The sequence below is a fragment of the Streptomyces sp. NPDC102402 genome (assembly GCF_044765765.1).
In the GTDB taxonomy this organism is placed as follows: Bacteria; Actinomycetota; Actinomycetes; order Streptomycetales; family Streptomycetaceae; genus Streptomyces.
Window position 1 is genome coordinate 1 of sequence record NZ_JBIWKR010000030.1, and the last position, 23,106, is coordinate 23,106.

Below are 23,106 nucleotides of genomic sequence, written 5' to 3' on the forward strand. Positions count from 1 at the left end.
CTCCTGCGCATCCGGCGACCAAGTCCGCGCATCCCCCACCAGATCACTCACACACCATCAACGAGCCTGCACCGAAAGCGTTTCGGATCAATAGGAGACATCTACGAGAGGGACTTGCAATGTATTCGACCGGTTTCTGTGCCCGCCCCCGCGAGGGCTGTCTGACGCTGGAGGGGCCCCAGGCCGAAATCCACGCCCTGGCCACACTAGGAATCCTCAGCGCGGCCGAGCCCGGCACGTTCAGTGCTCGCCGTGGGCACTGGAGTCTCCATCGCGGCAGCTTCGCTCCGGCAGGAGAAAAGGCCCTCGCCATCGTCCTGTGACGCTGATCGGCTCTGAGGCACTGCTGCCGCTGGAGACGAGACTGCTACCGCAGGCTCCTTGAACTCGGACACCGGAGCACTCCGCCATGAAATCCACCGGCTCACCGTCATCACCGACGTAGCGCCGCGGTAAGCATCGGCAGCGCGTGGCGCAGTTCCCTGTAGCCGTAGGTGCCGCTGTGCCCACCCGGATAGATATGGGTAGTCACGGGTGCACGTAGAGCCGTGAGACGCTCGCTGAGCATCCGTGTCTCCTCGCCGCACACGGCCTCGGTGACGGATACGACGCCCTTGTCGGCGAGTGCGACCCATTTCTCGGTGCCGGGGATGTGAGGGTCGCGCTCATCGCCGTCGAGGGGCCCGGGCGTCCCGTCACCGGAAGCGAGATACACGGGCGTGTGACGTAGGCCTTGGGCGTGATGGTACGGATCCCAGTCGAGCCACGTCTTCCACTGCTTCCACGGATCGCCAAAAATCCTGTAGCCATCGACGCCGACGAACTTGGCACCTGAAAGCCACATCTCCGGGTGACGGACCGGGTGTACGGGTGCCCCGAACGCGGCGACAGCTCCGAACAGTCCCGAGACACGGGCGGCGAACCCCAGAGCGCCGAATCCACCCTGGGACTCGCCCGCTGCCGCTCTGTCGGGTCCGGCGCCGTAACCCGTTTCCACCAGGGGCAGGACCTCGCGAAGGAAGTACGTACGCACCTGGGGCGCGCCTGCCTTGCCGTGATTCCACCAGTCGGTCCAGAAGCCGAAGAGTGGCATGGCAGGCATCACCACCAGGACATCATGCAGTGCTGCCAGGTCCTGTACTTTGAACAGACTTGTCCAGGTCGTGTGGTCGCCGTCTCCGCCCGCGAACAGATAGAGCGTGGGCCAGCGGTCGCCGGGGCGGCGCCGATCCCAGCCGCGTGGCGTCAGCAGCGCTACCGTACTTTGGCCGCCAAGAGCCGGGGAGTTCACGGTCAGTTCGACCAGCCGGTCGGTCAGGCGGCGTTCCACGAGAACTCTGCCGGCTGCGCCGGCCGGGGCGGCGGCACCAAGGAAAGCACTCGCACCCATCAGGGCGCCAGTTGTGAGGACGGTACGGCGTGTGCGTGTGCGCGGCATATCAGAGTAATCGGCCAGCGTGCCCGCTACCTTTAACCGACAGCCCCGCACCGTTCGCGGAGTCGCGCAGTCCCTCGCCATCCTCCTGGGACACCTCTAGACGATGGCTGCGGTCGCTAACTCGATCTTTGACCTGTGCGGCGCGGGCGTGGGTCCGTTGGCCTCTTCGTTCGCCGTTCCACGGAGCCTGGTTCGCCGACTGTGTGAACGTCGTGGCGTGGGATGAGCCGGAGTGGGCACGGACATGGCGAAGCCGTTTGCATTCGGCCTCGGAGCTGTAGCCGAGTATGGCTCGCATCGTGGCGAGGCTGACCGGTTCAGGATCGCTCAGGCGGAGCGCGATGCCGACCGGCGGGCGCCACGGCGACGGGCCGCTTCTGCAGCATGTCGTCGGCCGTCGCATATGGTGCGGTCGCGAGGGTGTCCACGTCCCTCGCCACAAAACGATCTTGAGAGCCCTCGTTCTGGTCTGTGCAGGCACCCCCATTGGACCACTCCACCAGGAGGAACCAGTGCCTTACCCGCGACTGCTCACCCCCGAGGAAAGGCTCGCCGACGCGAAGAAGCTGTTGAGCCTCCCGCGTATCGTCGTAATCTGCGGGTCCACCCGCTTCATGACCGAGATGTCCGAGGCCGATCTGCGGGAGACCAAAGCCGGGAAGATTGTCGTCAAACCGGGCTTTGACCTGAAGTCGCCTCACGAACTTTCGTCCGATCCCGTCGAGGCCGAGGCGCTGAAGGTTCGACTCGACGATCTGCACCGGGCGAAGATCCGGCTCGCTGATGAGGTGCTCGTGGTCGGCGACTACATCGGAGAAAGCACCCGAGCCGAAATCGGCTACGCCCGGTCACTGGGCAAGCCCTTGCGGTTCACGCACCCTGAAGTCGCCCCTGACGCCTGACCGCCCCCTGCCACAGCGACGACAACGGCCGCCAGCCCGCGCCGTCTCGCGGCAGCTTGGGCCCCCGCCGAGCCCACGCCCTCCGCAGGCGTCCCTGCAACTGATCATCCAGGTGGCCGTCTTTTATCCTCAGCGAGTTCCGGATCTCCGGGGTGGCGTGGACGGTCTCTGGTGGGTGAGGCGCCGCCGATCAAGGGCATTGCCTCACTTGGTATCGGTAGCATCATCCGCCAGAGGAATTTCAGCCACGACGAAAGGCCGGGGTTGCATGTCCAAGACCACCGTTACGTCCACCATCAGCGCGGACTACGCCCAGAGAATCACTGATGACCTTTCAACGAACCGAGGCGAGCAGGAGCGGGTACGTGCCGAGCTGACCCGATTGCAGGGCGAGCTCCTCCTGCTGGAGGAGGGTGAGCAGGTTCTGGTCAAGATGCAGGAGGTCCTGGGCGATAGCGGTAAGCCGGCTGCCCGCCAGGGCAGGGGTCGCAAAGCGGCGTCCGTTCCTACTGCCCGTCGCCCTCAGAGCAAGACGACCTCACAGAAACGGAGTCGCGCGTCCAGGTCCCAGGGGTCAACTGATGCGAAGGGTCCCGAGAGTGGGGCCACAAGGGCGAAAGGATCCAGCGAGCCGACATGGCGTGAGTTGGTCACCGCTTACCTGAACGATCAGAGAGAACCGAAGTCCGCAGCTGAAGTAACCGCGGCCCTGACCGAGTCGAACCCTCAGCGCAGGACCCAGGTCGCGGTGGTACGCAACACCCTTGAGCACGGTGTCGCCCAGGGGCTGCTGGAGCGCTCCAAGCAAGGACGCTCCGTCTACTACAGCCCCGTCTCGACGCCCACCGCAGCCTCCTCTGTGCCAGCTGCGGATTCGGACCGGTAGAACCGGTTCCGACACCTGGCAGGGCATACCCGTCGCGCGCAGACCGCAAGCGGACCTCGCTCTGACCCGCGACCGGTGCCGAGACTCAGCTGTCTCGGTACTCGTCGGCGGGCGGGCGGCCTCCTACGCAGAACCGCCACCAGCGAGAGTTCGGCGTCGGGCCTCACCGAGGCCCTTGACGAGGCCTGGCCAGTGCCGCATCAGGCAACGTTCGCCCTGCTCTGACGTCTCAATCGGTGCTGTGTCACCGATGGGCAGTGCCTTCCACGGTCAGACGTCAGTCGGGTACGTCTTCGCTGTCGAAGTCACTGGTGGAGGTGAGACCTTCGACGAAGGATCGGAAGTCCGTGGCGAGGACCAGCTCTTCATTGCGGTCGGCGTCGAACCACGTCACCGATGGTTCCCCGTGTCGGTCGGACGCCCGGTAGTCGAGCGCGACCCAGTAGTGCCCGTCGCCTGAGAGAAGTACGGCAGGCCCGGGCAGTCCCCATTCCTTGATCAGGTATGGACTGTCCAGCAGAGAGAGTGTGCGTTCGTCTTCGCCGATGCCCATCAAGTGGTCGAACGGGATGTGATCGGCACTCCAGGAAGTCGGCTGGTCTGTCGGGAAGGCGTCCCGGTCGGCTGCGGACTCGCCCCCGTTCTGACCGCGCAGCAGGTCAAGGAGCGAGATGGGCAGAGTGACACCGAGCACTCGCTCGGCTTTGCACACGGCGGTATCAGTCAACGGCTGGTGCACTCCGTAACTACTGAGAGGCTTCCAGAAGGCGGCCTGCACATCCTCAAAGCGTGCCATGACTGCAATCGTAGGAGCCCTGCGTCGCGTTGCGCCGCCAGAATCATCACGTGAGCGGAGGTGCGCGCGTGCGGATGTTGGCGATGACGAGGGGCGACGGCTGTTGCGGATCATCCGCCGCGGTACCGGGTCGGTGATGCTGGCGGCGGGCCCAGATGGTGCTGCTGTCCGCCCAGGGCATGCCGGCGGCCAAGATCGCCGAGGTGTCGTTCACCAGCGATCACCGGGTGCGGGACGTGACCCACAACTTCGACTCCGACGGCTTCGACTCGTTGTGTCCGAAGTACTCCGGCGGTCGGCCGAAGACCTGCACCCTGCCCGAGCGCCGCGAGTTCAAGAAGATCGCGAAGTCCAAGCCGACCGAGCACGACCTGCCGCTCTCGCCGTGGAGTCTGACCGAGCTGGCGGACTTCCTGGTCGCCGAGGGGGTGGTCGACGACATCAGCCACGAGGGCCTACGCATCCTGCTCCGCGAGGAAGGCGTCTCCTTCGACGCCTGATGACCTGGAAAACCTCCCGTGATCCTGACTACGCGGTCAAGAAGGCGCGGGTCGAGCGCCTCTACGCGATCGCCGATGACGGAGTGCGGGACCTGTTCGCCGCCCTGGACCTGGGCAAGGACGAGCTCTACGGCCACGTCAAGCCGGTGAAGAAGCGAACCCAGTTCCTGGAGTTCTGCCGCTACCTGCGCACGCTCCGCCCGCCATCGGTACGGATCGCAATCGTCTGTGAGCCTGGCTCAACCGCATCGAGACCCAGCTCACCGCCCTGCGCTACTTCGCCTTCGACGGCACCGACCACGCCACACACAAGGAACAGGGCAGCATGATCCGCCGCTACATCATCTGGCGAAACCTGTCCTCGGCGATTTCCGGCGGCAGCCTCTCGGCGACGCCGGCCTTCCAGTCCGCGTTCGACAACACATCCCGCAAAGAGTCCGCACAGCGGGCTGTGCCGTAACGAGGCGCTTTCCCAAGTTCGGCGTGCCAGAGCACGTGATCCCAGTCAGGATGCGTCGAGAACCCTGCCGCCACGGGCCGGCCCAGCTCACGGAGGTCGTTCGCCAAGCAGGTCATTTCGGCACCGGTGATCCCGGCGTCCACGAGCAGCACGCCGTCCCTGCCCTGCACGACCACGGTGTTGTTCTCGAGCAACTTACTCTGATGGATCAGCACGCCCTCGGCTACTTGCTTCAGCATGGGTGCCTCCCTGTTTGATGCCCGCACCCTGCCAGAGGGTCTGGCACACATCTAAACAACCGGACGGGGTTGTGAGACGGCGACTCCCTGAGGCGCGACCGTCCACGGAGGCTTCTCCGGTGTTGAGTCGCAACCGGAGGCGCTTGCGCGCCTCGCGCAACTGAAGGCCGACTCAACCGACGCTGTCCCGGGCCTGGCGCCCTCATCGGTCTCGGCACAGCGCAGCCCCAACGCACCGTGTCCTGGCCGGCCGGCACGGTTGGCTCTCTGAACGAGTTCGGCCACCTGCATGGTCAGGTCCGTCTCCCGGCAGGCGGACTCGTCCTGTGCGGTTGCGTGCCCTGACCGGTGGTGGTCGCGCCGGTCTCCCCTCCCGAAGGCCGGGTTCGCTGTACCGGACCCCGCGCGCCCTGTCACGGCGCTACCGTGGTGGGACACGCCGATGACAGCCAGGAGTCCCCGGATGAGCCAGCAGCCGGCCGCCGCGCCCGACCGCCAGCCCCTCGATGAGTACGCCGCCGAGTCGGTTCGCGCGTACGCGGCCGCCGAGCGGGCGAAGGCAGATCTTCTTGCCTCGGTGCTGGAGGACATCGCCGCGAACGGCTACCCCGCTCCGGAGACCGGTGTCGCGTGGGAGGCGGCCCGTGACGCGCACCTCGCCCGGCTGGCGGACGAGCAGCCCCGTGTCGCCTGAGCACGGGGCGCGCCGCTCGCGCGTCGTCACCGTGGAGCCCGCGCTCACTCAGTTGTCCAAGCTCACAGCGTCCGAGACGCACCGTCTGGACCGCGCCATCGTGGCGATCAGTGTCAATCCGGAGTTGGGCGTGCCGGTGCCCGGCACCCTGCTGCGCGACTACACGGATGAGATCGACGGCGTCCGGATCATCTACTACGTGACCGCCCTGCGGACGATCACGATCGTCGCCTACGTAGAGGCGTAGCTTCCGCCGGCGGTGCTCGTCGGCATCTGCTCCGTGGCTGTGCCTGTGCGCGTCTGTGGAACCGAAACGTCGGTGGCTCATCAGCGCCTCGTGTCGGGTCGGGCCCCGGGCCTGTGGGGGCGAAGGCGTACTCCTGGACGGGGCCCACCCGCCGACCGCGCTCGTCTCCGTTGTGGGCGGCTGCCCCCTCGTGGACGCAGGAGGGGTGGTGGCCGCGTGTTCCGTACCCTTGGGGGCATGCGTATGCGCCCTACTCTGAGCTGGACCCCGTCCGAGGATCTGCCTCCGGGCACCACGGATCTGGAGCCACTCGCCGATGCGCTTGGCGCCGGCGGTGTGCTGGTGCTCAGTGGTGCGGGGATGTCCACGGAGTCAGGTATCCCTGACTACCGGGGCGAGGGCGGGAGCCTGAGCCGGCACACCCCGATGACCTACCAGGAGTTCACGGCGGACGTCCAGGCGCGGCGCCGGTACTGGGCACGAAGCCATCTCGGCTGGCGTACCTTCGGCCGGGCCCGCCCCAATGCCGGGCATCGAGCCGTGGCCTCGTTCGGACGGTTCGGCCTGCTCTCGGGTGTGATCACACAAAATGTCGACGGCCTGCACCAGGCGGCCGGCAGCGAGGGCGTCGTGGAACTCCACGGGAGTCTGGACCGGGTTGTCTGCCTGTCCTGCGGGACCTTCAGTCCCCGCCGTGAGCTCGCAGGGCGGCTGGAGGAGGCCAATGCGGGCTTCGCGCCTGTGGCCGCCGCGATCAACCCGGACGGTGACGCGGACCTCACCGACGAACAGGTCGGGGACTTCCGCGTGGTGCCGTGTACGGTCTGCGGCGGCATCCTCAAACCGGACGTGGTGTTCTTCGGGGAGGCTGTGCCTCCGGCTCGGGTCGAGCTCTGTCGTTCGCTGGTCCGCGAGGCGACCTCACTGCTGGTCCTGGGTTCGTCGCTCACTGTGATGTCTGGGCTCAGGTTCGTTCGCCAGGCGGACGAGGCCGGAACACCGGTACTGATCGTCAACCGGGATCCGACCCGGGGTGACCGGCACGCCCTCACTCGCATCGCGCTTCCGCTGGGCACGTCCCTCACTGCTGTGGCCGGTCGGCTGGGCATCCCGGTCGGCGAGACGGCGGCAGGGCTTGGCTGAGGGTACGGCGGGCGGTGTCCTCCGCCGTCGCCGTCCTCGTAGCCCTGGCTGAACCTTTCGGGTCGGCACAGTGCCGCAGCATGTGCGGGGCCGCTGGGGTCGCCTCAGCGGCGGGTCCAGCGGCCCCGCACATGGGACGGACGGTGGACGATTCCGGACACGGCCTCTGTCGCACCGGTCGGCACCGACGGCATGCCGCGCTTCGGACCGTCCTCGGCTGCGAGGCCTTCGCAGCCGGCCCGCCGGGCTCCGGTGCCGGTTCTTCCGCCGCCTGGTCGTGCCGCCGCACCGGGACGACGGTCAGGCCGAGATCGTGAAGACCCCGGCCCCGGTGCCGGCCCGTCAATCGCCGTGGACAGGAGTTGCTGGAGTCCACCGGCGGCAGCATCGCCGAGGCGCGACCGGCATGGGCACTAGCAGACCCGTGCTCGTGGAGGTGGATCGTCCGGGATTCCCGCCGTACGGGGTCCGCCGACGTCCCGGGGCTCAGGCGGCGAGAGTGCGGCGGAGTGCCTCGAGTCCGTCGCTGTAGATGGCGTGGAACAGGGCGATCGCCTCGTCGTCGCCGATCCCGGCGGGGATGAAGGTGCCCTTCCACTCGACGCGGGAGAAGCCGGTGTCCGGGTCCTCCAGGACGGTGAGGGTCGAGAGGTAGCCGGTGACCGGGAAGGGTGCCTGGAGGATGGAGTAGCTGTAGGTGCGGGCTTTGTCGTCGAAGGCTTCGAGGCGCTCGACGATCTGACCTCCTTCGTCGTTGGTGAGGCGTCGGATGCGGCCCCCTTCTCCGAGCTCGCTCGTGGGGATGTACGGCAGCCAGTCCGGCAGGGTGCCGAATCCGCCGATGAGCTGCCAGACGTCGGCCGGTGGAACGGGGAGGCGGATGGATGCGGTGGTCGTGGCCATGGGTGGTCCTTGTGGTTCGTGGGGAGGCGGAATCAGTGGGCGCTGGGCACAGGGGCGTCCGGCGCGATGAGCTGCTCCTCGCGCAGCACCGACCAGAATCCGTCAGGGATCCGCTCTTCGAGAGCCGCGACGTCCTGCGCGATGCGGCTGGGCCTTGTGGCTCCGGGTATCACGGCAGCGGTCGCCCGGTGGGCCAGGGAGAACTGCAGGGCGGCGGCTTTGATGCCGACGCCGTGCCGTTCGGCGAGCGTCTTGATCCGCTCCACCTTGTCGATGATCTCGGCGGGTGCCTCCTGGTACTCGAAGTGGCGGCCGCCGGCCAGGATGCCTGAGCTGTAGGGGCCGCCGACGACGACGTCGACGTTCTGCTCGGCTGCGGCGGGCAGCAGGCGCTGGAGGGCGCGGCTGTGGTCAAGGAGTGTGTAGCGGCCGGCGAGGAGGAAGGCGTCCGGTGTGGGTTCGTCCAGGTCGAGGGTGAGTTCGAGGGGTTCCACTCGGTTCACGCCCAGGCCCCAGGCCTTGATGACTCCTTCGTCGCGCAGCTTCTCCAACGTGCGGAAGGCGCCGGTGCGGGCTGTCTCGTACTGGGCGAGCCACTGGTCGCCGTAGAAGTCCTGCGCGATGTCGTGGACCCAGACGATGTCGAGGCGGTCGGTCTTCAGCCGGTCGAGGCTGTCCTCTATGGAGCGCAGCGTAGCGTCCGCCGTGTAGTCGTTCACCATCCTGTTGGGTCGGCCGTGCTCGAAGAGGCCGCCCTTCTCGCCGAGATCGCGGGTGGTGGGGTTCTCGATGTCGTCCAGGACGACACGGCCGACCTTGGTGCTGAGGACGTAGCTGTCACGGGGGTGAGCGGCGAGGACCTCACCGAGGCGGATCTCGGCGAGTCCGGCGCCGTAGAACGGTGCGGTGTCGAAGTAGCGGATGCCGTGGTCCCAGGCAGCTTCGACGGTCGCGGTCGCTTCCGCGTCGGGGATGGCGCGGAACATGTTGCCCAGGGGTGCTGTGCCGAAGCCGAGCGGCCCGGGCAGGAGGGGGGCGATGCCCATGGGGTGTCTCCTTGCAAAGGAAGGGAGGTGTCGCTTTCGCGAGGATTGCTACACCTGTCGGGTGGACGTCTTCGAGGTTAGGATCAACACTTGAGACTGTCCAAGACTCGCTTGGACTGAGTTGAGTCCCCTGAGGTCTTACATGCTTGACCTGCGACAACTGCGCTACTTCATCGCTGTGGCCGAGGCGGAACACGTCGGCCGGGCCGCAGAGGAACTGCACATCTCCCAGTCACCGCTCAGCCGTCAGATCGCCCAGCTGGAGAAGAACCTGGGCCTCGCCCTGTTCGAGCGCACCCAGCAGCGCATTCGCCTGACCGCTGACGGGCGGGTCTTTCTCACCGAGGCGCGGGCGCTTCTGCGGCACGCGGACCGGTTGGAGAACCTCGGCCGGCGCCTTGGGCGGGGGGAGGAGGGCGGGCTGTGCATCGGTTACGTCACCGATGCGATGCACACCGGCGTACTCCCGGCAGCGCTTCGTACTCTGCAGGAAGAACGGCCCGGTATCCATGTAGCTCTCTACAGCCTGGCTCCGGAGGAACAGTTCGTGGGCCTGCGGCAGCGCAGCCTCGACATCGCTCTGGTCCAGCAGCCTCCCCGCGAGGACGATCCCGATCTGCTGGCGGCCCCGCTCCTGGAGGATCCGCTGCTCCTGGCCCTGCCCGCGGGCCATGAACTGGCGCGGCGGGAAGAGATCACAGCACGCGATCTCGACGGCATGCCCTGGATCGCCGTCGACAGTTCTCACGAGGCCGCTGCCCGGGACGCGTTCGTGGCCGCTTGTGTGGCATCGGGCTTCACCCCGGACATCCGCCTCGACGCGCCGGAACCACTGACCGCCCTCGGGCTGGTCGCCTCGGGCCTGGGACTCGCGCTCGTCCAGAGGAGCATGGTCCGCGGCGCGATCGAGGGTGTGGAGATCCGTGAACTGCCCTGGCACCAGGGGTCGGTACACCTCTGGGCCGCCTGGCATCGCACCGATCTGCGGCCAGTGGTCGCCTCGTTCCGCGAAACGGTTCTCAGCCACCGCACGGCGTGAACGTCGGCGTCCTGGCACCGGCGTTCACACAGCGACCGTCTTCCTCAGCCGGACCGTGAGCACGTCCCCGCCCGCAGGGACGCCGCCACGTCTGCGTACCTCGTGCGGGTATGGGCGTCGCGGGCGCGGCTCCGGTCGGGCGGCACGGGCTTCAGCAGGGGCGCGACCTGTCCGGGACGTAGGCGGTGACGATCCACCGCCCGTCGTCGTCCCGCTCCAGTTCGGCCGTGGCCCCATGGCGCAGCGGCCGGTTCCCGAGGGGGATCGGCCAGCCAGTCGTGATGTCCAGGGGCTGCGAGTGCGAGAGGTCCACACAGTCGTTCACCGTCGCCCTGCGCGGTCGCGCCGCGGCGTCGGGGACGGTCGCCTTCGGTTCATGGCCGTAGTCGCCACGGATCACCATGCCGTCCTTCTTCAGGCGGGCCAGTTCCTTCTCGAACTCGCTCAGGACGTCGGGCGTCACGTACCGCTCCAGATCGGTCCCCTGAGCCGACGCCTCCTGGAGCGCTTTCATCGCCTCCACCCACATCGCTCCGTACGTCTCCAGCGCCTCCGCTGCCGGATCCCCCACGCCCGCCGGTGCGGACGGCTGAGCCGAGGACTCCGCCGCAGCACCGGCGGGCGCTTTGGCGTCCTCCACGCCGCCGCCGCAACCGCTGACGGCAGAACAGAGCAGAACCGCTCCGCACAGCACCACCACACCGGCTGCAGGCCGCATCTGTCGATCCGACACTTTCAGGCTCCCCGTCACTTGTGATCCGACACCGATCACCAACCCAACGACGCCCGGCTCCCCGCGTCACCGGGCCTCACCCGTATCCCTCACCCTCGTCGCGTGGAACTCCGTCCGCGAGCACCCGGATCCGGACCGGCGGCCCGTCGGCGGCGGCTTCGTGGACGGTGACGGCTCAGACGTGCGGGGTGGGCCGGCAGTGGACTCCTGGATGTGTCTGTCGAGGGTCAGCTGCTCGATCAGTTCGAGGTCGAAGTCCGCCGCCCCCTGAAAGATCGGGTCCAGCCCGGTCCGGCCCGTGATCACGGGAAAGACCGTCACCTGCACACGGTCCACCGGACCGGCCGCCATCAGCGCCCGGTTCATCGACGTACCTCGGTCGCAGCAGTGACCGGTCCGGTCTGCCCGGGCCTGCGGCCCGGGGGTTGTGCGCCCCTCGTCCCGCGCGGATCACTAAGGTCGTCCGTATGCATGGTGCGCGGGTGGTGCTGATCGGGGGGACGTCGAACACCGGTAAGTCGACCGTCGCCCGAGCGGTGGCGGACAGGCTCGGGTTCGTGTGCCTGTCGACGGACGGCCTGGCCCGGCATCCGGGGCGGCCCTGGCGCACGCCGGAGCGGGAGGTGCCGGATCATGTCGCCGAGCACTACGCGGCGCTCACGGTCGACGAACTGGTCACGTCCGTTCTCGGCCACTACGAGCGGCTCTGGCCGCGCGTGGAGGAGCTGATCACGGCATACGCGCGAGGGAGCGGTGCCGGGGCCGGACTCGTCCTGGAGGGTTCGGCGCTCTGGCCGGTCAGCGTGGCGAAGCTGACGGTTCCGCACACGGCCGCCGTATGGCTTGTCGCGGACGGAGCTGTCCTGCGTTCCCGGATGTACGCGGCCGGCCGGTACGACGAGGCGACAGCCCCTGAACGGCGTCTGACGGACAAGTTCCTGGCGCGCTCCGAGCGCTACCAGGCGTTGATGCTGGAGGCCCTCTCCGGCCTGGGACTGGATCGTATCGACGTGGGCGGCTGCGCGTCCGTCGCCGAGTTGGCGGACCTGGTGACGGCGACCGTGGAGGCCCAGGATTCGGTGGGGCGGTCGTCCACCGGGTCTCGCTGACGCCGGTCAGCGGGTGAAGCGGCGCCGGGTCTCGTCGTCGGCCGGCAGGAACGTCTCCAGATGCAGCCCTTCGAGGGCCGCGTCGGTGGCGGTGCTGAGGGTGGCGGACGTGCTGAAGAACCGGAGCGGGCCGCCGTCGACGTCGATCTCGAGGGTGATCACCGGTCCCGTGACCGGGGCTGTGGCGTCGTGACCGCCGAGATACCCGGCGATCTCCGAGGCAAGCCCGTGATGGCGCTGGTCATGGGTGCGTTCGGCGCGGTGGCTCACCTGCTGCAGCAGATGGCTGCCCCACTCCTGGCGGTTCCGGATCCGGTCCGCCAGCCCGTCCGGATGCAGACAGACACGGATGACGTTGACCGGCGGTTCCAGGAGCTCCGGCGCGCAGCCGGTCAGCAACTGGTCAACGGCGGCGTTGGCGTCGACGATGTCCCAGTGGTCGTCGAGCAGCAGGGCGGGGTAGGGCAGGTGGGCGTCGAGGAGTCGGCGAAGGCCGTCCATCACCAGGGAGATCGACGCGTCGTCCCATCCGTGGTCCTGATAGCGCGGCGCGTAGCCGGCGGCCAGCAGGAGCCGGTTGCGGTCCCGTAGCGGCACATCCAGGTTGTCGGAGAGGTGCATGATCATCTCCGGTGTGGGAAGGGCCCTGCCGGTCTCCACCCTGCTGAGGTGCCGGGTGGAGACCCGTGACCGGTTGGACAGTTCCTGCTGACTGAACCGGCGCCGCTCACGCCACGTCCGCAACAGTGCGCCGACCGGCGGGGCTTCGACTGCAACGCTCATGCTCCTGAGGCTACGGGGCATCATGTCCGGCTGGCCATGACCTGTGGGGTCATGGATCGTGCGGCTGTTCCCGGTCAGGATTCCGTACATCAACCGGTCGAAGCGGACGAAGGAAGCGGACAGCCATGAAGGACATCGTTCAGCACTACCTGGCCACCTGGAACGCGACCGGCGGCGAGCGGGCCGCTCTGCTGTCCCAGCACTGGTCGACCGAGGTGGCGTACACCGACCCGCTGGCCGAGGTCTCCGGGCATGAGGGGATCACCGCGGTCATCGACGGGGTCCATGCGCAGTTCCCGGGGTTCGTGTTCACGCAGGTCGGTGAAGCGGACGCCCACCACCACCAGGTGCGATTCCGCTGGGGCCTGGGTGCGGAGGGTGCCGAGCCTCTGGTGATCGGGTTCGACGTCCTGGTGATGGACGAGGCGGGCCGGATCCAGGACGTGCGCGGCTTCCTGGACAAGGTGCCGGCCTGACTCTCCCGCTCGGGGTGTTCGTCGAGGCGGGCGGCGGCGGGGGCCTGGCGTCCGGACTGCCGAGTCAGGGCCGTGCGGACGCCCCGTCGCACAGCACCCGGGGCGGAATCGGGCGGTCCCGCTCTCGGTGGGCGGGTTCCTCCGGTGCTCGACGCGGTCGGCGGTGGCACTCCGGCCGTGGTCGGGGGGCGCCTTCGGCGTCGGCCCCGCGGGACTCGCGCTCACGGTCGCCGACGGCGACCCTTACGGCGCTCGCACGAGGGGAAGGGGAACGCTGTGAGCACATGGATGCCCCGCGAGGAGTGGGTCAAGACACTTCCGCAGGCGATCGTGGCTTCGTGCGTCGTTCTGCTGGACGGTGACGGACGGGTCCTGCTCCTGCGGTACGGCCCCGGCGGCCCGGCGTCCGGCACATGGTGGCTGCCCGGAGGAATGCTCGATGCGGGGGAAGACCCCCTCGCGGCCGCTCGGCGGGAGTTGCGCGAAGAGACCGGAATCTCCGTGGACCCACCCCTCGCCTTCCTGGGCACCGACTACCGGCCGGACGTCGAAGGCACCGGGCCCGTCATCGACTTCTTCTTCGGCGCCCGTGCCGAACACGCGCACGTCCGTTTGAGCCCCGAACACGATCGCTACGCATGGACGCACCCGGAGGAGTTGCAGTCGACGCGGCTCACCGCCGAGGTGGCCACCCTCGCGGTGCTGTGCCATCTGGCATCGACCGGCAACGCTGCTGTCTGTTTCCGCGAGGGATACCCCACGTGAGCGGCGGCTCCCGGCTCCGCTCCCGAGAACGGGATGAGGTTCTGGCCCAACTGCCGGCGCGACCTCTGCGAGTCCTCGCCTCCTTGGTGCCGGACCGCAGCCCGAGCACGAGTGCCATCGCCACCGCTGTGGGTCCTCTCGGCGAACCGGCGGGCTGAGCCGTCCCAGCCCAGGGCACGGGTACGGTGGCGGGCTTCGGGCCCGGACGGCGTGTCCGGAGCGGAGCCGGATAGCGGGCCCCCGGAACCTCACGGGTACACCTCCGTCATCACCGTACTGTCTGAGTACGATCGCCCCCGCCCGTCTGAGTACGCGAGCGGGTGCCCGCATCGCGCCGACGCCGGAAGGCTGGATGCATGCGCCGACTGCTGCTGCTCACACCGCTGTTGCTGTTCACCGTCGGCTGCGGGATGGCACAGTCCCCCGACGACGAGGCCACGGACGACGCCCGGGAGGTTGCCGGGGACGCGGGCAAGCGCCTGTACGGTCACCATCCGCGCACCGCGGAGGAGGTCGGGCGCTCCGCTTCGGCTGTCGACGGGGTGGAGGTACTGCGGGTCACGGGTACGTCGACACACGACGGGGACGGAGTCGACGTGGTCCTGCGCACGTCCGGCACGGGCTACGGCGGATGGAACGGCATCGACAGGATCGTTGTGCGGCGCTGCTTCACGGTGCGGGTGTCGTCCACCTCGGAGTGGGGTGAGGACCCCCAGGACGTGGAGTGCCCGGCCGGCCCTCCGCTCGTCTTCGCCCCGCTGCCCGAACCACCCGAGCTGCCGTACGAGGAACTCCGCGCGGGACTTCCCCGGGTGCCGGAGGGCGGCCGGGCGGACGAGGCCGCGGTGCGCCGTACGCTCGCCGCGCTGGACCTGCATCCGGCGATCCGTTCCGAGGTGAAGTCGGACGGAGACCGGGTCGGCGTACTTCTGTCGGTCAAGGGCGACGGTCACAGCGCGATGCGCTGCCTGCTTGCTCGTGTCGGCCCCGGTGCCACCGAGGTGTGGGTGCCGCCCCGGATGCAGCGGATGCCCGGAGAGGGTGGCTGTTCCGTGGACAACGCCCTGGACCCGCTGCCACCACCGCACTGAACGGGCCGTCCGGCCCGGGGCCTGCCGGCGGTAGCGTCAGCGGCGTGGTGGCCGACAGGTCCGCGGGCGCCAGGGCCGACGACGCCCCCGCCGCGTAGTATCGGCCCGACGCGGACGGGGGCGGAGGACATGACGGCCGGAGAAGTACAGAGGTGGGGGTCGACCCTCGATTCTGTGGTGGTGTACGCCCAGGGTGCGGTCTGCCGAAGGCTGGCCAAGGGCTGCGTGCCGCCGGACGGGAGGGTACGGGTGACGGGGCTGCCCCGCTCGCTGGACCCGGGCTCGCTGAGGGCACGGGTCCTGGGCGACCCCGGAGTGCGCGTCAGCGAGGCCCGGGTGGAGGTAGAGGCCGAACCGATAGGCACCCCCGCGCCGGACGGGCTTCGGCACGTGGTGGATCGGCTGACCGAGGAGCTCGCGGCGGCACGCCATCGCCGTGACCACTTGGTGCGTCTGGTCGAGGAGGTCGGCGCTCTGCGCCCGATCCCGCCGGCCCGCAGACGCGACGGTCCTCCCCGCCGTACCCCCGCCGGTGCGTGGCTGGAACTCGCCGATTTCATGGATGAGCGGCTTACGGGACTGCACACCCGCCTCACGGAGGTGGAGGAAGCGGTGCGCCTTGCCGAGCACGAGCTCGACATCGCCGTGGACAAGCTCGCCAGGGCCTCCACGGACGCGCCCTCGGCGCACGTGGAGACGACGGTCTCGGCTCTGCTGGTCGTCGACGCCTCCGGGTCCGGCGCACGCGACGCCGACGCTGAGGTGGCACTTGAACTCGAGTACGGGGTGCCCGGCGCCGTCTGGGTACCCGCCTACCGTCTCACCTTCCGTCAGGGGGACAACAGCGGACGCCTGGTGCTGCGCGCTTCGGTGGCTCAGCGCACCGGTGAGGACTGGAACGGCGTGTCCGTCGGCCTCGCCACGGCCGACCTCCGGCGGGGAACTGACCTGCCGAAGCTCCGTTCGATCCGCATCGGGCGCCGTCAGCCGGCCGCCTCCCCTTCCGGCTGGCGCGAGCCTCCGCCGGGTCTCACCGACCTGTTCACCGGGTACGACGCCGCGGGGCCTCGTCCTGCCACGGCCGCCGGGCCGGTAGCGGTCGCGGGCGGGCCGATTCCGCCGGCTCCGCCGCAGGCCCAGGCGTGGGGCGGACCTCCTCTCCCTCCTCCGGCTCCCGGAAGTGCCCCTCCGGAGCTCTACGGGGGTCCGGCGCCGGTGCCCGCACCGCTGGCCCGGGCTCGTACCGGCGGCGGACGGGGGCCCGCCGAAAGGTCCTTCGCCGCTGCCCCCGCCCCCATGGCACCCGGCGGAGCTCCACCGCCCCCGCCGCCGCTGTCATCACCGTCGTCCGGTCCGCCCCGGCCGAGCGGGGCCGAGCTCGACTACGTGGACCTCGTCCTGTCCGGAGCCGACGAGCAGAGCGGTCGCCGGGGCAGGCTGTTCCCCGGCTCTCCGTTCGACCCTGTGGCCGTCGAACACCGCCGCCGCGCCGAAGCGGTTGCCGCGCTGCCGCTGCCCGGTCACGCCGTGAGGCCCCGGGAGTCGGCAGGTTCCTTCGACCACCGCTTCGACACCGCCGCTCGTGCCGACATTCCGTCGGACGGGACCTGGCACTCCGTCACGGTCGGCGAGATAGCTGTCGGCCTGCGCACCGAGTACCTCTGCGTACCGTCGGTGGAGCAGACCGTGTACGCGACGTCGGTGCTCTCCAACACCACGGATCAGGCTCTGCTGGCGGGCCCGGTGGAAGTCACCCTCGACGGTGACTTCCTGCTGACGGCCGCCCTGCCCACTCTCGCACCCGGGGGCGTCCGCCGGGTGGGGCTCGGACCCGCCGAGGGCATCCAGGTCACCCGTCGGACGAACGTGCGCGAGTCCACCTCGGGCCTGCGCAACAACGTCACCGTGCTCGACCACCACGTCCATGTGGAGCTGGCCAACCGCCTCCCCGGGCCGGTCACGGTCGAGGTCCGGGAACGGGTGCCCGTCAGCTCCGAGACGGATGTCCGCATCGAGGAGCGGGCCGGATGGACGACACCCGAGGATGGCCACGGCCCCGATCATCATGCCCCCGGCACCCGTATCCGGCGGGTGGACCTGCCCGCCGGCGGCACCGCCGTGCTCGAGGGCGGCTATGAGATCCGTATGCCGGCCGGCAAGGCCCTCGTCGGCGGCAACCGCAGGAGCTGACACACGCCATGACCACAGCAGCGGATCCGATCGCCCTTCCCGTCACCGCGGTGACCTGCCTGGAGGATCGCGCCCACATCGAGCGGGCCGTCGTACTCGACCTGAAGTCAGGGGTGCAGCGGTTGCGCCTCGGTCCGGTCAGCGCGCTGGCCGTCGACCGGACCCTCCACGCCGAACTGACCGCCGACCACCCGGCGAGCGTCCTCGACGTGCGGATCACCCGCGACTGGACTCCGCGGGGACCGTTGCCGCACGCCGAGGGCGACTCGGCCCTGCAGCGGCGGGTCCGCACCCTCACAGAGGAGCAACTCACACTGGAGCGGCGGCGCGACCGGCTGCTCGTCCGTCGGGACCTGCTCGGCGGTCTGGCGGCGGATCTGCTGCGGGAGATCGGTGAGGGTGCCGGTTCCGGGGAGACCGACACTGCGCGGTGGGCCGGCGAACTGGACCGGGCCGATGACGAACGCGCCGCGTGCGGCGAGCAACTGCGGTCCGTGGAGGGGACGCTGTCCGCCCTGCGCGACGAACTCGGCCAGATCGAGACGGCAGTTCGTATCTCCGAGGAGGAACGTGCCGAGCTCGTCGGCCACATCGAGCTGACCGTGGAGTCCGCGGTGGCAGGGCCGGTCGGACTGCGCCTGAGTCACCTCATCCCCTGTGCACTGTGGAGGCCTGCCTACAGGGCCGTGCTCGACGGGGACTCGCTGACGTTGGAGACCGACGCCATGGTCTGGCAGCGCACCGGTGAGGACTGGGAGGACGTACAGCTGACGTTGTCCACAGCCCGCTCTGCGCTCGCCACCGATCCGCCTCGTCTGGGCGAAGACCGGCTGACACTCACCGACCTCACCGCCGCGCAGCGCCGGGGGGTCGACGTGGAGCTGCGCGAGGAGGAGATCGGGGTCCTCGGGCCGGCTCCGGTGATCGGCCTGCCAGGGGTGGACGACGGCGGTGAGGCACGGGTTCTGCGGGCCCCCTCGCGGGTCTCCGTACCGAGTGACGGTGGTGCGCACCGGGTGCCGCTGTCCTCCTTCACCACGGCTGTGCGCGCCGAGTACGCCTGCTCCCCAGAGCTCTCCGCCCTGGTGACCCGGCTGGTGCGGTTCGACAACCTGGCGGGTCACGCCCTGCTCGCCGGGCCCGTGGACCTGGTCCGCGGCGGCGGATCGGGCGGCCGTGGCACGCTGGACTTCACCGCGCCCGGCGCCTGGGCCGAACTGGCATTCGGCAGTTGTGACGACCAGCGGGTGGTCCGGCACGTCGAGGAGTCGCGGGAGACTTCCGGGCTCACCCAGCGGACCGTCGTCACACGCACGGTCACACTGCATCTGTCCCGGTTCTCCGCCCCTGGGGAGCAGGGCGGCCGAGTGGTCACCGTCCGGGAGCGGCTCCCCGTCTCCGAGGTCTCAGCGGTGGAGGTACGCCTGCGCAAGGAGGCATGCTCCCCCGTCCCCGATGCGGTCGACGCCGAAGGCATCGTCCGCTGGGACGTCACTCTTCCGCCGGACGGCCACCGCACCGTCACTCTGGCGTACGAACTCTCGGCGAGCGCCAAGGTCACCGGACTCTGAGCCCCGCTCTTCTGCCCGCTGCGCGCCGTACGTTCCGGCGGGGCTCGGTGCCGGCCGGCTGGAGCGCTGTGCCGCATCGGCTGAGCGAGGTGCAGCATCGACGCGCCCTGCGGACCCGGCAGCCCGGCTGCGGAGAACTCCGCGTCGACGTCGGATCGAGGGCCGAGCGGTCGGTGAGGTTGCCGCAGCCTCCCGTCCCCGCAGGTCGCGGGGCATGGCAGGCCGAGCCGCCTTCACCAGTGGGTTCTCTACGCCTTTGTCGCGGAGGGCTTCGGCAGCAACGTCCCGTCGACGTACAGGTCTACGCGCTCGTTGTAGAAGGCGACCGTGCCGGCGATGCGGTTGACGTGGATCGTCGGGAAGTCGTACACCCAGGCGATGTCCTCGTGTGTGGCGGTGTCGCTGTCGAAGGACCAGTACTCGCTCGTCGTGCCCTTGTAGGGACACCTGGTCACTGTGTCGGAGGAACGCAGCCTGGTCCGGTCTACGTGCACACGGTCGAGGTAGTAGCGGGTCGGCAGGCCGGTCTCGAACAGCTTGACGCAGGTGGGAGCATTCGCCAGCACGACGCCGTCGAGCTCCACGCGGACGCTGCTGGAGGAACGCAGCGCGTCCACCCGGGAGTAAGGACTCCTCGGATGGACGAAGACCGGTTCGTCCTCCTCGAACCAGGAGTCCAGGGCCTCCCATTCGAAGCGGACGGTGCCGCGAAGCGGGGCGGGGGCGCCGTCGTCCCAGACCCAGGCGGCACCTTCGCGCACCTCGGAGCCGACCCTCAGCGTGTGGCGCCGTGCGGTCCCCGCGCCCCGCGCCTCCACATGGCCGTCGTCGGTGAGGACGGCTTCGGCCAGGTCCTCGAGCGGAATGCTGAACTGGGGATAGGGGGGCCACTCCCATACGTACAGCGCGCGTCTGGTGTCGAAGGCGACGCGACCTCCGATCGTCGCCCGGACACGCCGTGGCACGGGCTCGACGTGCCCTGCCGGGACGACAAGGCTCGGATGCTGAACACTTTCGTCCGCCATGGGTGGCCGCCTCTGTCCGCTCGTTTTCCGTGTGCCCGGCGCCTTCGGGGGACTCCCCGCCCCGCGATAACGCCGTTTCGTACCAAATGCTACAGAATCGCCGATGGCGTGGTGTTGGTCCATGACAACCTGGAGGTCGACCCGGGGGCAATTGGAATGCTTCCGGCCGACTCGACGATCTCCCTTCGACGGGCCCGGCCGCGCCCTCGCGACCGCCGAACAGTACGAGCCCTCGCTCCGGCCCCCGGGTGGATCGCTGTCGGCCGCCACACGCACGACCCGCTCCCCTCCTTCGTCCGCGCGGCAAGGCTGCCGACATCCTGGCGCGGGACGGCAGAGCGCCATCCTGCCTTGGCCACCGTCGACGCCCTGTCGCAGACCCTGGACGCCGCCCGCACCGAAGGGGACGCGCGCATGGTCATGAATGCGCAGGAGACGGATCCGCGATGCCATCAGCGGGACGCCGGAGAGCGGCGGCGACTGCTGGCGCACGGGGATGCCGGCCTGGCGGGGGCTCGTGGCTCTGCTCGGCTATCCGGGTGACTGTCGTGGTCGCCACCGGAGACCACGACAACGACCCCACGATCGGGCACGCGCACCGCACGCCGGAGTTCGTGCCGGCCCTGATGACCGTCCGGGCGCGGACGGGGCGAACTGCCGCCCGACGCCCGCAGCCTGGCGGATGCCGGGGCCACCGCCGCGGTGTCGCCGGCACTGGATCCTGAGGGACTGGCGGGCAGCACACCCCGCACGCGAGTCGCCGAGGCCCGGGGTCAGGACCCCCGCGCCGGCCGCCCGGCGCGGGACGCGTCCCGCAGGCTCCTGTCGCGCCGGGCGACGTACAAGACGGCGGGCCGGGCAGCTGCTGCTACCCGGCCCGCCGTCGGCCGAGGGGAACGGTCCGCCTCCGCGACTGCGGCCCGGCGGGAAGGCGCACCCTTGCACGCCCCCGACGGTGCGGGGAATCAGCGGATCTCGGTGACCCGCCGCTCCTTCAGGGACGCGCAGTTGGAGTTCTCCACCGACACGTACACATTGCCGATGTGGCCGCCCCAGCTGACGCAGTAGCCCTTGCCGTAGACGTAGGCGGGCCCTGCGTACGACGTGAAGTTCCCGTCGTCACCGGCCCACTCGTCGGTGGCGGGCACGTAGATGTACGCCGACATGGACTTGGCCGACCCGGGGTTGGCACGGATGGTCGCCACGCAGTTCTTGCCGTTGGCGGAGTTGTACGTCAGGTAGACGGTGCCCTGCGAGCCGACGGGCACCGAGTTCACGGTCTTGTAGGCCTTGCCGCAGACCCCCTGCGGTGTGACGTTCGGTGCGGCGGAGGCCGTCGTGCTGAATGCGGCCGTGCCGGCCACCGCGAGTGCGGTGGCCGCCCCGAGGGCCGCGACATTACGCGCGATTCTCATATTTCCCCCTTGTGTCCCTGAGAGCTGTTTGCTCCTGCTTGATGTGACCCGCGAACGGCGTGGATGGTTGCACGGGAGTTACGAAGGGATGCCGAGTGATCACTCAGTGGTGATCGAGACCCGGGTGAGGTTGCCACACACCGCAGACCGGCGGCACGGAGAGGGCTGCCGGTCACTCTGAAGCCTGCACGCCCGACCGGCCCGCATCGGCGTATCCGCGTACCCGCCCGCGGACGGCCGGCGCGCCGGGGAGCGGAGGACCGCCACCCGGGGGAGCAGGCGACCGTCACCCGAGGGAGCGGCCGACCGGAACGCGGCGCGAGAATCGGCTCTTTGCGGAACCTTTACCCTCGGCCGCCCGTTGGACCGGTGAGCGCACGGGCTCGTGACCGACAACTCAGACGAAGACCGAGGTGACCTCAATGGCAGTGTGGGACCGGCTGAAGGATCAGGCAAGGACGCTGCAGCAGTCCCAGGGAGCGCGCGGGCCGGCCGCCGGAAGGAGCAGCGGGCACGGGTCCGGAGGCGGTTCGCGCGCGCAGATGGTGAGCACGCTGAAGTCGCAGCTCGCCTCCCTCAAGACGGAGCTCAAGAGTGGCGCCTACCGGGACGCCAGCATGGCGATGTGCGCACTGGTCGCGGCCGCTGACGGACATGTGGACCCTGCCGAGCGACAGCACGTGGAGTCGATGATCCTCGGCAACGAAGTCCTGCAGAACTTCCCGCCGGAGCAGTTGCGCCAGCGCTTCAACAAGCACGTGGACCAGCTGAGCCTCAACTTCCAGCAGGGCAAGGCGGAGGCGCTGCAGGAGATCGTCAAGACGTCCAAGAAGCCGACGGAGGCCAGGGCCGTGCTGCAGACCGGCATCGTCATCGCCGGTGCCGACGGCGACTTCTCCCAGGCCGAGCACATGATCCTCCGAGAGGCCTGCGCGGCACTGGGACTCTCGCCCGCGGAATTCCAGCTCTGACAAGGACGATCGGCCGGTCGCGTCCCGGAGGACCGCAGGTCGGCCGGCCGCTCGGCGAGGTCGGTCTGGCGGTCCGCAGCGGGACGAGCCGCTCGCAGCCCTCTCGTGCGCGCACGAGAGGGCGTAACTCGGCTCGTACCGAAGTGCGGTCCCAGCCGTTCACGGCAAGGGCGTGCCCCCGCGGACGCCGGGGAGAGGAGGCGTCGGCTCACCGGGGGACGAGGAGGTGCGGCCTACGGCCGTCGGTCCGCGGGGATCGCGCAGGCCGGGGTCCCGCCCGGCATCCGCTCACGATTGTTCGCGATGAGCCTGTACACGCCGTGCGCGATCCAGCGGAGGGGAGGCAGAGTGAGCAGCGCCCCTGCGACGGCCCAGCCCTTTCCCGTGTTGAGCAGCAGTTTGGCGACGGCCTGGGCGCCGCCGTGGACCGCTCCGGCCGGGGTGATCCACAGCAGTTCGTACGCCGCCCGCTCACGGGTGGCTCCGAAGGAGTCCATGTCCGCGAACTGCCATGGCGTGAACGCGCACCGTGGCCGGAGATGCCGCTCGGCGAACAGCACGCAGGAGGTGCAGAATGCGCAGTCCCCGTCATATTGATCAGAAACTCATGGGGTTCACTCGTCGAGGGTGTAGCGGACATGCGGGGCCTTGAAGTAACCGGTGATGATGTGAGGTTGGCGTTGT

The 23,106-nt window shown here is 69.4% G+C and carries 22 protein-coding genes and 3 pseudogenes; 14 read left to right on the top strand and 11 right to left on the bottom strand.

What is annotated here, in order from left to right:
• Positions 1–433: 433 nt before the first annotated feature.
• Positions 434–1,330: an alpha/beta hydrolase gene (locus ACIRJR_RS36350; protein WP_403788939.1), complete on the bottom strand. Its 897-nt coding sequence runs from the start codon at positions 1,328–1,330 to the stop codon at positions 434–436.
• A gap of 620 nt (positions 1,331–1,950) precedes the next feature.
• Here ACIRJR_RS36350 and ACIRJR_RS36355 point away from each other — a divergent pair.
• Both ACIRJR_RS36355 and ACIRJR_RS36360 read left to right on the top strand, forming a co-directional pair.
• Positions 1,951–2,340, top strand: coding sequence for a hypothetical protein (locus ACIRJR_RS36355; protein ID WP_403788941.1), 390 nt, complete (start codon positions 1,951–1,953; stop codon positions 2,338–2,340).
• 268 nt (positions 2,341–2,608) lie between these two features.
• The gene (locus ACIRJR_RS36360) at positions 2,609–3,226 is read left to right on the top strand and encodes a hypothetical protein (protein ID WP_403788943.1); all 618 of its coding nucleotides are present in this window, start codon (positions 2,609–2,611) and stop codon (positions 3,224–3,226) included.
• A 277-nt stretch (positions 3,227–3,503) separates the two neighbouring features.
• Here ACIRJR_RS36360 and ACIRJR_RS36365 read toward each other — a convergent pair whose 3' ends face one another.
• Positions 3,504–4,022: an SMI1/KNR4 family protein gene (locus ACIRJR_RS36365; RefSeq protein WP_403788945.1), complete on the bottom strand. Its 519-nt coding sequence runs from the start codon at positions 4,020–4,022 to the stop codon at positions 3,504–3,506.
• Positions 4,023–4,122: 100 nt separating this feature from the next.
• On the opposite strand from ACIRJR_RS36365, the pseudogene ACIRJR_RS36370 reads away from it, so the two are divergent.
• Positions 4,123–4,889, top strand: a pseudogene (locus ACIRJR_RS36370) (transposase); the annotation flags it as partial.
• On the opposite strand, the gene ACIRJR_RS36375 reads toward ACIRJR_RS36370, so the two are convergent.
• Positions 4,859–5,272, bottom strand: coding sequence for an MBL fold metallo-hydrolase (locus tag ACIRJR_RS36375; RefSeq protein ID WP_403788947.1), 414 nt, complete (start codon positions 5,270–5,272; stop codon positions 4,859–4,861). The pseudogene ACIRJR_RS36370 and the gene ACIRJR_RS36375 overlap by 31 nt on opposite strands.
• Positions 5,273–5,684: 412 nt before the next feature.
• Between ACIRJR_RS36375 and ACIRJR_RS36380 the strand changes: the two genes are divergently transcribed.
• The 3 genes from ACIRJR_RS36380 (at position 5,685) to ACIRJR_RS36390 (ending at position 7,305) form a co-directional block, all read left to right on the top strand.
• Entirely contained in the window at positions 5,685–5,915 is a 231-nt protein-coding gene (locus ACIRJR_RS36380; RefSeq protein WP_403788949.1) for a hypothetical protein, read from the top strand.
• Positions 5,905–6,162 carry a hypothetical protein gene (locus ACIRJR_RS36385; RefSeq protein ID WP_403788951.1) on the top strand — a complete coding sequence of 86 codons (258 nt, stop codon included), beginning with the start codon at positions 5,905–5,907 and terminating at the stop codon, positions 6,160–6,162. The genes ACIRJR_RS36380 and ACIRJR_RS36385 overlap by 11 nt, the downstream gene beginning before the upstream one ends.
• Positions 6,163–6,399: 237 nt before the next feature.
• Entirely contained in the window at positions 6,400–7,305 is a 906-nt protein-coding gene (locus ACIRJR_RS36390; RefSeq protein ID WP_403788953.1) for an NAD-dependent protein deacetylase, read from the top strand.
• A gap of 486 nt (positions 7,306–7,791) precedes the next feature.
• On the opposite strand, the gene ACIRJR_RS36395 is transcribed toward ACIRJR_RS36390, so the two are convergent.
• Together ACIRJR_RS36395 and ACIRJR_RS36400 are read right to left on the bottom strand one after the other, a co-directional pair.
• On the bottom strand, positions 7,792–8,208 hold the full coding sequence (locus tag ACIRJR_RS36395) for an SRPBCC family protein (RefSeq protein WP_403788955.1): 417 nt from the start codon (positions 8,206–8,208) through the stop codon (positions 7,792–7,794).
• Positions 8,209–8,240: 32 nt separating this feature from the next.
• Entirely contained in the window at positions 8,241–9,254 is a 1,014-nt protein-coding gene (locus ACIRJR_RS36400; protein ID WP_403788957.1) for an aldo/keto reductase, read from the bottom strand.
• Positions 9,255–9,396: 142 nt separating this feature from the next.
• On the opposite strand from ACIRJR_RS36400, the gene ACIRJR_RS36405 reads away from it, so the two are divergent.
• The gene (locus ACIRJR_RS36405) at positions 9,397–10,293 is read left to right on the top strand and encodes a LysR substrate-binding domain-containing protein (RefSeq protein ID WP_403788959.1); all 897 of its coding nucleotides are present in this window, start codon (positions 9,397–9,399) and stop codon (positions 10,291–10,293) included.
• Positions 10,294–10,444: 151 nt separating this feature from the next.
• Here the strand turns inward: ACIRJR_RS36405 and ACIRJR_RS36410 are convergent, their stop codons facing one another.
• Positions 10,445–11,011: a hypothetical protein gene (locus ACIRJR_RS36410; RefSeq protein ID WP_403788961.1), complete on the bottom strand. Its 567-nt coding sequence runs from the start codon at positions 11,009–11,011 to the stop codon at positions 10,445–10,447.
• Positions 11,012–11,201: 190 nt separating this feature from the next.
• Positions 11,202–11,395: pseudogene (locus ACIRJR_RS36415) on the bottom strand (deaminase); the annotation flags it as partial.
• Between the two features lie 98 nt (positions 11,396–11,493).
• Between ACIRJR_RS36415 and ACIRJR_RS36420 the strand changes: the two are divergent.
• Positions 11,494–12,135, top strand: coding sequence for a hypothetical protein (locus tag ACIRJR_RS36420; protein WP_403788963.1), 642 nt, complete (start codon positions 11,494–11,496; stop codon positions 12,133–12,135).
• Positions 12,136–12,141: 6 nt separating this feature from the next.
• On the opposite strand, the gene ACIRJR_RS36425 is transcribed toward ACIRJR_RS36420, so the two are convergent.
• Complete coding sequence (locus ACIRJR_RS36425) at positions 12,142–12,918, bottom strand: helix-turn-helix domain-containing protein (RefSeq protein WP_403788965.1); 777 nt, start codon at positions 12,916–12,918, stop codon at positions 12,142–12,144.
• A 125-nt stretch (positions 12,919–13,043) separates the two neighbouring features.
• Here ACIRJR_RS36425 and ACIRJR_RS36430 point away from each other — a divergent pair, with 125 nt between their 5' ends.
• The 5 genes from ACIRJR_RS36430 (at position 13,044) to ACIRJR_RS36450 (ending at position 19,011) form a co-directional block, all read left to right on the top strand.
• The gene (locus ACIRJR_RS36430; protein ID WP_403788967.1) at positions 13,044–13,394 is read left to right on the top strand and encodes a nuclear transport factor 2 family protein; all 351 of its coding nucleotides are present in this window, start codon (positions 13,044–13,046) and stop codon (positions 13,392–13,394) included.
• A 276-nt stretch (positions 13,395–13,670) separates the two neighbouring features.
• Entirely contained in the window at positions 13,671–14,159 is a 489-nt protein-coding gene (locus ACIRJR_RS36435; protein ID WP_403788969.1) for an NUDIX hydrolase, read from the top strand.
• 356 nt (positions 14,160–14,515) lie between these two features.
• A complete protein-coding gene (locus ACIRJR_RS36440; RefSeq protein WP_403788971.1) occupies positions 14,516–15,250 on the top strand; it encodes a translation initiation factor IF-2 in 735 nt (244 codons plus the stop codon).
• A gap of 129 nt (positions 15,251–15,379) precedes the next feature.
• Positions 15,380–17,440: a DUF4139 domain-containing protein gene (locus ACIRJR_RS36445; protein ID WP_403788973.1), complete on the top strand. Its 2,061-nt coding sequence runs from the start codon at positions 15,380–15,382 to the stop codon at positions 17,438–17,440.
• Between the two features lie 8 nt (positions 17,441–17,448).
• The gene (locus tag ACIRJR_RS36450) at positions 17,449–19,011 is read left to right on the top strand and encodes a mucoidy inhibitor MuiA family protein (RefSeq protein WP_403788975.1); all 1,563 of its coding nucleotides are present in this window, start codon (positions 17,449–17,451) and stop codon (positions 19,009–19,011) included.
• A 248-nt stretch (positions 19,012–19,259) separates the two neighbouring features.
• On the opposite strand, the gene ACIRJR_RS36455 is transcribed toward ACIRJR_RS36450, so the two are convergent.
• Together ACIRJR_RS36455 and ACIRJR_RS36460 are read right to left on the bottom strand one after the other, a co-directional pair.
• Positions 19,260–20,036: a DUF427 domain-containing protein gene (locus ACIRJR_RS36455; RefSeq protein ID WP_403788977.1), complete on the bottom strand. Its 777-nt coding sequence runs from the start codon at positions 20,034–20,036 to the stop codon at positions 19,260–19,262.
• A gap of 965 nt (positions 20,037–21,001) precedes the next feature.
• Positions 21,002–21,451 (bottom strand): spore-associated protein, encoded by a 450-nt coding sequence (locus ACIRJR_RS36460; RefSeq protein ID WP_403788979.1) that lies wholly within the window; start codon positions 21,449–21,451, stop codon positions 21,002–21,004.
• Positions 21,452–21,873: 422 nt separating this feature from the next.
• Here ACIRJR_RS36460 and ACIRJR_RS36465 point away from each other — a divergent pair, with 422 nt between their 5' ends.
• On the top strand, positions 21,874–22,422 hold the full coding sequence (locus ACIRJR_RS36465) for a tellurite resistance TerB family protein (protein WP_403788981.1): 549 nt from the start codon (positions 21,874–21,876) through the stop codon (positions 22,420–22,422).
• 233 nt (positions 22,423–22,655) lie between these two features.
• On the opposite strand, the pseudogene ACIRJR_RS36470 reads toward ACIRJR_RS36465, so the two are convergent.
• Positions 22,656–23,015, bottom strand: a pseudogene (locus ACIRJR_RS36470) (thiol-disulfide oxidoreductase DCC family protein); the annotation flags it as partial.
• Between the last annotated feature and the right edge of the window lie 91 nt (positions 23,016–23,106).